This is a genomic window from Psychrobacillus sp. (assembly GCF_056205495.1).
In genome coordinates this window covers 1-8,675 of record NZ_JBAEAP010000140.1, presented here as the reverse complement: position 1 = coordinate 8,675, position 8,675 = coordinate 1, and the positions used below count along the sequence as shown (strand labels likewise).

The following is an 8,675-nucleotide window of genomic DNA, read 5'->3' as shown; positions in this document are numbered from 1 at the left end:
AGTCTAGCAAGCTATTCATATAGATATATTTTAGAATAATTGAAACATTCAAAAATCTATAGGTTTAAAAAAAGTATGCCTTTAATCTAAAAGACTAAACGCATACTGTTGGTTAGTTAGTAACTATAACTTCTTTTTTCTTAGGAAGTGCTTGTTCAAGCTCATCAATAGCTGTTTGAATGGATGAAATCTCATGTTGTAATTGTTGTTGGAGAGGGGCTGTGTCGTTTTGCCACTTTTCAACGCTTTCTTTCACGTCTTTGACTGTTCGTGGGATCATAACCTGTGATTCTGCCTTTAAGCTTTGTATCGATACCTTCACTTTTCGTAGCTGATCGTTAATATCGGAAAGCTTGTCTTTGTAGTCAGCAGATACCGCTTTAATATTTTCCCTAACTTCTGGACCACTTTTAGGGGTGGATAAAAGTACAGTAGTCGCACCTGTTAATGCTCCAAGAGCTACACCAATTAATAATTGTGATACTTTCATGCAAATCACTCCTTATATGTATATATTATTCCTTTCCTTTCCATTATTAAAACATAATATTCAATACAAAAAAAGCTTTCCTCATAAAAGGAAAGCTTTTTCAGTGTTTAGGAATTATATAAATATAGACATGTGGATAAATTAATATCTAGCTCCACCGCCTTGCCCCTCGGGGTCAAATGGGGAAATACTGCTCCTGCGCAAGCTCGTCGCAAACAAGAGCGTTTGCGGTGGCTGAGGAGCTGCCTCCTCGTATTTTCCCATTTGTCTGTCGGGGCAGAGACAGGCGCTTACGCTTTTCTTGTGTTAAATGGTAAGTGCAGTATTAAAATTAGAGCGTTTCACAAGTTTTACGACAATTGGATAAATGATAAAAAATGCTATGCCATTTATAAGTATTGCTGGTAAAACGACTATTAGGAAGAGTTCTGTAAATACCGCGCCCGCATTAAATATGAAAATAGCGGTCGATAGGAAAACAGTTCCTGATATTAGAGTGCCAACGCAAGTTAAAACAACTGCTACGGCCAATTTGTTAGCTAATTTGTTTAATAAAATAACTAGACCAAAGAAAACAAATGCAGTGATTGTCTTATCTATTATATTTGGAACAAAGCCACCAGGGAAGGTCGAAAATAATCCTGAAATTATTCCTGTGGAGAACCCTAGTAAAAATACACTTTTGACCTCGGGAAATAATAGTATTCCAATAAACATCATGGTCAACATGAAGTCTGGCTTCATACCCCCGTTAATACCGGGAATAATAATGTAAAGCACTGCTCCTACACCAACTAGTAAAGACATTAGTACAAGATTTTTCGTATTCATTTCTCATCTCTCCTCAACTTTTCTCGGCTATTTAGTTCTCCTAACGTATCCTCATGATCGTCAGCAAGAAACTTATTAATGATTGTAAATCTTTTTCCTTTTAAAAGCAATTAGTTGGCTGATAATTTATTTGACAGTTCTTTTGCCAGGTCCTGAATCATTTCGGATGAATAGGTTTTTTCCTTCGTATTCCAAGTGAGCTTCAGTCCATCAGTTTGATCGTAGCGAGGGATAAAGTGCAAATGAAAATGGAAAACGCTTTGTCCGGCAGGGGCACCGTTATTATTTAATAGGTTCATCCCAACAGGTCCAAACGTATCCTTTAATGCAGACGCTATTTTTGGAACTACCTTAAATAAATTGCTAGCCTCTTCTTCGCTTAAGTCATATACATTTTCCTTGTGGGATTTAGGAATAATTAAAGTATGTCCCTTTGTCAGAGGCATAATATCCATAAAAGCATACACATGTTCATCCTCATAAATTTTAGCACTAGGGATAGAGCCATCGATTATTTTACAAAAAATACAGTTACTCATGAAAAAACCTCCTATTCATTATTAGGATGAGTTTAACATATAATAGGACAAGTTTGTTTTTCTTTTTAACAATTTGAGAGATAGAAATGAAATGACAGAAGATTTTTAAGGCAGGCTTTGGTAAAATTATAATTAAGAAGAAGTGAGGTGTAGAAATGACTGTATTAGAAGTAAAAAATGTAACAGGTGGATATACAAGAAAGCCTGTATTGCATGATTTGGACTTTTCTATTGGTAAAGGAGAGCTTGTGGGTTTAATCGGGCTGAATGGTGCTGGGAAAAGTACAACGATCAAGCATATTATTGGAACAATGAATGCCGCAAACGGGGAAATTCTACTAAACGGAAAGACGTTAAGGGACGACCCAGCACTATATCGCTCTTCTTTTTCTTATATACCAGAAACGCCGGTATTATATGACGAGTTAACGTTAAATGAACATTTAGAGCTTACGGCTATGGCCTACAATTTGGACAAGGATGTATTTGAGGCTAGAAAAACTTCCCTATTAAAAGAGTTTCGTATGGAAAAACGATTAAACTGGTTTCCAACTCATTTTTCTAAGGGAATGCGTCAAAAAGTGATGATTATGTGTGCATTTTTAGTGAGTCCATCCCTATACATTATTGATGAACCGTTTGTAGGTCTAGACCCTTTAGGGATTCAATCACTACTGGATCAGATGAAAGCAAGAAAGGATGAGGGGGCTTCTGTCCTCATGTCGACACATATTCTATCAACAGCTGAACGATATTGTGATCGCATACTTCTTTTGCATAATGGGAAAATTCGTGCACAAGGAACGATGACGGACTTACGAGCAGCATTTAACATGCCATATGCTACATTAGATGATCTTTACATCGAAATGACAAAGGAACAACAAGATGAATAATTTGCGTGAAGTATGGAGTAAGCGATTTGTCTTCTATATAAATGAGCTCCAGAAATATATGAAATTTATTATTTCTGGTCATTTGGCTATTGTTATCGTATTTGCGATTGGCGCGCTAGGCTATACGTATAGTGGATGGCTAAACACAGCTCCTAAGGATTTTCCCGCATATTTGGTAGTTGCGTTTATCTTAAGTATCTTAGTTACATTGAGCACACCTGTTACTCTGTTAAAAAATGCAGACAGTGTGTATTTTTTGCCGTTAGAAACAAAGCTAGGGGAATATTTACGACTTGCACTTCGTTGGACCTATTTCTCTTCAATCGTAGTCACCTTGGCTGCGTATGTTGTGGCAATTCCTTTACTTACAAGAGTAGCTGGTAGTACAAGAGAAGAAATTATTGCTCTATTGATATTTTTATTAGTATTAAAGTATTGGAGCATCCATACGGAGTTCAACTTCCGATGGGCTGCTAATGGAAGAGGCGTATGGGGGGACCGTTTTCTACGCTTTCTACTTGTATTAGTAGCACTGTATTTCCTATTGAATGGAAGCTATTTATTTGTGATTTTAGTGGCTATTGTACAATTTATTTATACAATGGCATGGGTGAAAAAGAAAAAAGAAGTTCCATTTCCATTTGAACACTTTATTGTAGTTGAGCAATCTCGTATGATGAGATTTTACCGATTTGCTAATTACTTTACCGACGTTCCACATATTCGTGGAGCAACCAAAAGAAGAAAATGGTTGGATGTATTTTATAAGCTGGCGAGATATGGACAAAAAAATACCCAGCTTTACTTAGTTATGAGGACTTTCATCCGAACGAATGACTTTTTCTATTTGTGGCTGCGTTTAACTGGACTTGCGATCATCGGAGCTATATTCATTCCGTTCCCAATCGTATCCATCATATTTGCCGCTGCCCTTTCCTTTGCTACAGTTATTCAGATTAAGCATGCACTATTGTCAGGATATGAATTTAGAATGGATCTTTTGTTTCCTATTGAAAAGGACGCAAGAAAGCAATCAGTTGCGCGTTTGATTAGGATCCTTCAGTTCATTCAAGCAGCGGCTGTTTTGATAGGTGTTCTAATCCAAGGCGGAAATTCTCCTATCACATACTTAGTACCAGTAGCCGTGTTAGTAGTGTCAGAACTAACTTTGCGAATGAGTAAAATCTAATTGTTGAAATAAAAAACTGCAAATACACTCAAGTAAATTGAGTAGTTTGCAGTTTTTTTATTTGAGAAAAAAGTATGGAGTTTGTCTATAAGTAGGGTGCCCATATAGAGTATGGAAAGAGCCCATAAACAGGTTAGAAGTGTCCCATAAAGAGTAAGAAAGAGCCCATAAACAAGGTGGAAGTGACCCATAAATCAAAGCAAAGCGCCCGTAAAGGTGTGAATCGCCCATAAGCAGGCGGAAAGTGGCCCATAAAGAGTATGGAAAGCGCCTATAAATAGGATGGAAGTGACCCATAAATCAAAGAAAAGCGCCCGTAAAGGTGTGAATCGCCCATAACCAGGCGGAAAGTGTCCCATAAGGTGTAGGAAAGAGCCCATAAGCAGGTCCGAAGCGCCTCATTAATCAAACATAAAACTTGAATTAGCAAATCGCATTATCTTCTTTGTGACGCTTGTGTTTTACAAAAATAGGAATCATTAATTTAATTTTTGTACATATTAAAAATAAGAAAACGCTCAGATTATGAGCGTTTTAGTGTTTGGTTATTAATGTTTATTCTTATTCTTCTTTTGTTTTCGAACGATAGGTCGATATATAAGGTGCGCTTGTAAATAACTGTTGCTTATCTGCGACACTGGTGAAGTCTAGTGCAACAGACTTTTCCCAGATTTCATAGCTATTAGGTCCATTCCATTCTGATAAGATAATATAAGTATCTGATTTTAAAGGTTTTAAAACGCGTAAAGCTATGAAGCCTGGTTCAGATTCAACAGTTGGAGAAAGGTTTGTATATTGATGTTCAAATATTGGTTTACCTTCATCTGATACGGGGATGTGGTGAAGGACAAAATATCCATTCTCATTAAAACTACCGCGAGATTCTAAAATTTCATAAATACGAGGGACTTGAAAGACGGATTTACCAGTCGTTTCATGAATGAGAACTGAATTTCCCGTCCCGTGTAAAATGTATATGTTTTCATTGGGGTGTTTATCTTTTATGGACTGCATAAACTCAGGTGTTCCGGACGTCATATATAATTTCATTAAGCTTCCTCCAGTATTAATTATAGTTTGTATTTATATTTTCCCCTAATTTGCAAATTTAAAAACTACCTTTTTTCAGGATGGTTTGAAATCAGGACAAATTTATGACAATTCCCGTTTATAACTATACATTAATTCAAGAAACGTCTATAGTTGAAGCGTATATTGGAAACGGAATGTAATCGTTATCAAAGGCAATTCAAAAGATTTTCTTCGGGCATTGTAGTAAAGTATTATCATGTAATGTATTTAGGTATAAAATAACATGTTATTAAGAAGGGCAGGAAATGAAATGACTACTTTTAACGACACACTTTTACGTGCAGCGCGCGGTGAGAAAGTGGAACATACACCTGTATGGTATATGAGGCAAGCGGGAAGATCGCAACCAGAATATAGAAAAATTAAAGAAAAATATTCTTTAGAACAAATTACCCACGAGCCAGAGCTTTGTGCGTATGTGACACGTCTACCAGTAGAAAACTACAATGTAGACGCGGCTATTCTTTATAAAGACATTGTAACTCCACTTGTAGGAATCGGAGTAGACGTAAAAATAAAATCTGGTGTTGGACCAGTCATTTCAAATCCAATACGTACCGTACAAGATGTGGAAAAACTAGGAGAATTCTCTCCAGAAGACCACGTACCATTTGTTTTAGATACTATCAAATTATTAACGACAGAACAATTAAATGTTCCACTAATTGGTTTTGCAGGTGCTCCATTCACATTAGCAAGCTACATGATTGAAGGCGGACCATCTAGAAGCTATAACAAAACGAAATCATTTATGGTATCTGAGCCACAAGCATGGTTTGCTTTAATGGACAAGCTTGCTGATATGATTGTTATTTACATAAAAGCTCAAGTTAAAGCTGGAGCTAAGGCCATCCAAATTTTTGACTCTTGGGTTGGTGCATTAAATGTAGAAGATTATCGTATTTTCATCAAGCCTATTATGACACGCATCTTTTCTGTGTTGCGTGAAACCGGTGTTCCGTTAATCACTTTTGGTGTAGGAGCTAGCCACCTGGCAATGGAGTGGCATGATCTACCTGTAGATGTAGTAGGTATCGATTGGCGCCTATCCATTGAGGAAGCTCGTGCAAAAGGATTAACTAAACCCCTAATGGGTAACTTGGATCCATCTTATTTAATTGGGGATTGGGCAGAAATTGAGAAACGTGCAAAATTGATTATTGAACAAGGTGTAGCTCACCCTAGTCATATTTTCAATCTAGGTCACGGCGTGTTCCCAGAAGTTGATCCGGATGTTTTGAAACGCTTAACTTCGTTTATCCATGATTATAGTAGAGAACTTATTGCAGCGAAATCTAACTAAAATAACTTTTGAGGTGACAAAAATGAAGAAGACAATGGGATTATTAGTAATGGCATATGGAACTCCATATGAGGAAGCGGACATTGAACGTTACTATACGCATATTCGTCATGGTCGTAAACCAAGCGAAGAACAATTAGAGGATTTAACTGGTCGCTATAAAGCAATTGGAGGAATTTCTCCGCTAGCTAAAATCACAGAAAACCAAGCAAAAGGACTTTGCGAACGTTTAAATGAAGTACAAGATGACATTGAATTTAAGTTATATATTGGCTTAAAGCATATTGAGCCTTTCTTAGAGGATGCAGTGGCAGAAATGCATAAGGATGGAATCACGGAAGCCGTTTCCATCGTATTGGCTCCACATTTCTCTACGTTCTCTATTAAATCATATAATGGACGTATCAAAGAAGAGGCTGAAAAACTGGGCAACCTTAAAATAACTTCAGTAGAAAGCTGGTATACAGAGCCAAAATTCATTCAATACTGGAGCGAGAAAGTAAGCGAGGCTTTTGCTAATATGTCAGAAGAGCAACGTGAAAAAGCTTGTTTAGTTGTTTCAGCTCACTCTTTACCTGAAAAAATTAAAACTATGGGAGATCCATACGAAGATCAGTTAAAAGAAACAGCAGATTTAATCGCTGAGGCTGCTGGTGTAAAAAATTATGCAGTAGGCTGGCAAAGTGCTGGTCAAACTCCTGAACCATGGATTGGACCAGATGTACAAGACTTGACTCATGATTTACACAAAGAAAAAGGCTATACAACATTCGTTTATACTCCAGTAGGATTTGTTGCGGAGCACTTAGAAGTTCTTTACGACAACGATTACGAATGTAAAGTGGTTTGTGATGAAATCGGTGCTACTTATGTGCGCCCAGCTATGCCAAACGACCAGCCTCAATTTATTGATGCTATGGCGGACGTAGTGATGAAGCATTTAAAAGCTTAACAAACTGATTGCTAGAATGCTCTAAAAGTTATTGGCTTTTAGAGTATTTTTAGTAAGCATATGGAGTTTTACATTACCATTCTGGGAGGATTTTTCGAATGAAAAAGGTCATTATCTCACTAGCACTACTTGTAGCTTTAACATTAGTAGGCTGTGGTGAAAAGGAAGAAACACATTCAAGTACAAGTCAGCAAGGAACGTTAGAAGAGGTTTTTGTAGAGATTCAAACACCTGAAGATTTACCTGTTGGTGAAGAAGTAATTCTTTCTGCTAAAGTTACACAAAGTGAGGAAGCAGTCAATGATGCCGACAAAGTAGAGTTTGAAGTATGGGAATCTGGATTACGTGATGAAGGACAATTAATAGAAGGTACATTAACAGAAGACGGCATTTATGAGGCTAAGATTACGTTTGAACATGACGGAGTTTATTATATGTTTGCTCATACAACTGCAAGAGATATGCACGTAATGCCTAAACAAGAGCTTACAGTAGGTACACCAGATATGAGTAAAGTGTTACCTGATGATAGTGATAACTCGATGGATCATATGAGTGAAAAACATTAAATTTTACTTGCGTAAATAAACAATAGAGAGTATTATAATGACTAGTTGACCGAAATGGTTTTCTGGTCATTTTTTTATGAGGAGGGATAACCAAATGGACCGCAAACAGGAAATCTTAATAGCTGCCAATAAATCCTTTTCTCTTTTCGGATATAAAGCAACAACTATGGAGCAAATAGCCAAGATTGCAAATGTAGGAAAAGGAACTATATATAATTTCTTTGAAAACAAAGAAGTCTTGTTCCAAGAAATTGTCCTTCATATGATTGAAGAAATGAAACTGGAAGCTGTTAATGTCATTATAGAAGATGCTCCATTTCAGCAAAATGCTCATGCAGCGCTCATGAAGATGCTCGAGTTTCGTGAAACACATCAATTGTACGCAAAAATAATTGATGAGGAAAAACAATGGAAAACTCCTGCAGTAAAGCATGTCATTGGCCAAGTCGAGCAAGCTATTGTTTCGTTCATATGTGAGAAAATCAATAAATATGTTAAAAAGGGAGAAATCCGACAGGTAAATGCAGAGCTTGTAGCATATTTATTATTAAAGGCTTATGTTGCATTCGTAAATGATTGGAACTTAACCCACGATGATTCATTATCTGAAGAAGATATTGCTAACTTCTTTCAGGATACAATTTTTCGTAGTCTCGCAATTTGAGACTCATTTTTTTAGTTAAAAATGACCAGATGAACATATCGGTCATATAGTATTAGGAGGAATCGACATGATAAAATCGGAATGGAAAGGTATTTTTAAAAACAAAAAATTATTGATTTCAATAATTGCAGTTTTATTTATTCCAGTGAT

General features: G+C 36.6%; 10 protein-coding genes. 6 read left to right on the top strand and 4 right to left on the bottom strand.

All coding sequences use genetic code 11. The features are described 5' to 3' along the window. Positions 1-112 precede the first annotated feature (112 nt). The 3 genes from AC06OU_RS04215 to AC06OU_RS04205 form a co-directional block, all read right to left on the bottom strand. Complete coding sequence (locus tag AC06OU_RS04215) at positions 113-490, bottom strand: YtxH domain-containing protein (RefSeq protein ID WP_475854192.1); 378 nt, start codon at positions 488-490, stop codon at positions 113-115. 306 nt (positions 491-796) lie between these two features. Further along, positions 797-1,321 carry a tryptophan transporter gene (locus AC06OU_RS04210; RefSeq protein WP_475854190.1) on the bottom strand — a complete coding sequence of 175 codons (525 nt, stop codon included), beginning with the start codon at positions 1,319-1,321 and terminating at the stop codon, positions 797-799. A 110-nt stretch (positions 1,322-1,431) separates the two neighbouring features. After that, the gene (locus tag AC06OU_RS04205; RefSeq protein ID WP_298467197.1) at positions 1,432-1,860 is read right to left on the bottom strand and encodes an HIT family protein; all 429 of its coding nucleotides are present in this window, start codon (positions 1,858-1,860) and stop codon (positions 1,432-1,434) included. Between the two features lie 155 nt (positions 1,861-2,015). Between AC06OU_RS04205 and AC06OU_RS04200 the strand changes: the two genes are divergently transcribed. Together AC06OU_RS04200 and AC06OU_RS04195 are read left to right on the top strand one after the other, a co-directional pair. Then, entirely contained in the window at positions 2,016-2,756 is a 741-nt protein-coding gene (locus AC06OU_RS04200) for an ABC transporter ATP-binding protein (RefSeq protein WP_475854188.1), read from the top strand. After that, positions 2,749-3,945, top strand: a complete 1,197-nt coding sequence (locus tag AC06OU_RS04195) for an ABC transporter permease (protein ID WP_475854186.1) — start codon at positions 2,749-2,751, stop codon at positions 3,943-3,945. The genes AC06OU_RS04200 and AC06OU_RS04195 overlap by 8 nt, the downstream gene beginning before the upstream one ends. 561 nt (positions 3,946-4,506) lie before the next feature. Here the strand turns inward: AC06OU_RS04195 and AC06OU_RS04190 are convergent. Next, positions 4,507-4,995 carry an antibiotic biosynthesis monooxygenase family protein gene (locus tag AC06OU_RS04190; protein ID WP_169360274.1) on the bottom strand — a complete coding sequence of 163 codons (489 nt, stop codon included), beginning with the start codon at positions 4,993-4,995 and terminating at the stop codon, positions 4,507-4,509. 292 nt (positions 4,996-5,287) lie between these two features. Here AC06OU_RS04190 and hemE point away from each other — a divergent pair, with 292 nt between their 5' ends. The 4 genes from hemE (at position 5,288) to AC06OU_RS04170 (ending at position 8,525) form a co-directional block, all read left to right on the top strand. Next, positions 5,288-6,340 carry a uroporphyrinogen decarboxylase gene (gene hemE, locus AC06OU_RS04185; RefSeq protein WP_475854184.1) on the top strand — a complete coding sequence of 351 codons (1,053 nt, stop codon included), beginning with the start codon at positions 5,288-5,290 and terminating at the stop codon, positions 6,338-6,340. 22 nt (positions 6,341-6,362) lie between these two features. After that, the gene (gene hemH / locus AC06OU_RS04180) at positions 6,363-7,292 is read left to right on the top strand and encodes a ferrochelatase (RefSeq protein ID WP_475854183.1); all 930 of its coding nucleotides are present in this window, start codon (positions 6,363-6,365) and stop codon (positions 7,290-7,292) included. 98 nt (positions 7,293-7,390) lie between these two features. Beyond that, entirely contained in the window at positions 7,391-7,861 is a 471-nt protein-coding gene (locus AC06OU_RS04175) for a FixH family protein (RefSeq protein ID WP_475854181.1), read from the top strand. A gap of 94 nt (positions 7,862-7,955) precedes the next feature. Further along, positions 7,956-8,525: a TetR/AcrR family transcriptional regulator gene (locus AC06OU_RS04170; protein WP_169360271.1), complete on the top strand. Its 570-nt coding sequence runs from the start codon at positions 7,956-7,958 to the stop codon at positions 8,523-8,525. The last annotated feature ends 150 nt before the right edge of the window (positions 8,526-8,675 follow it).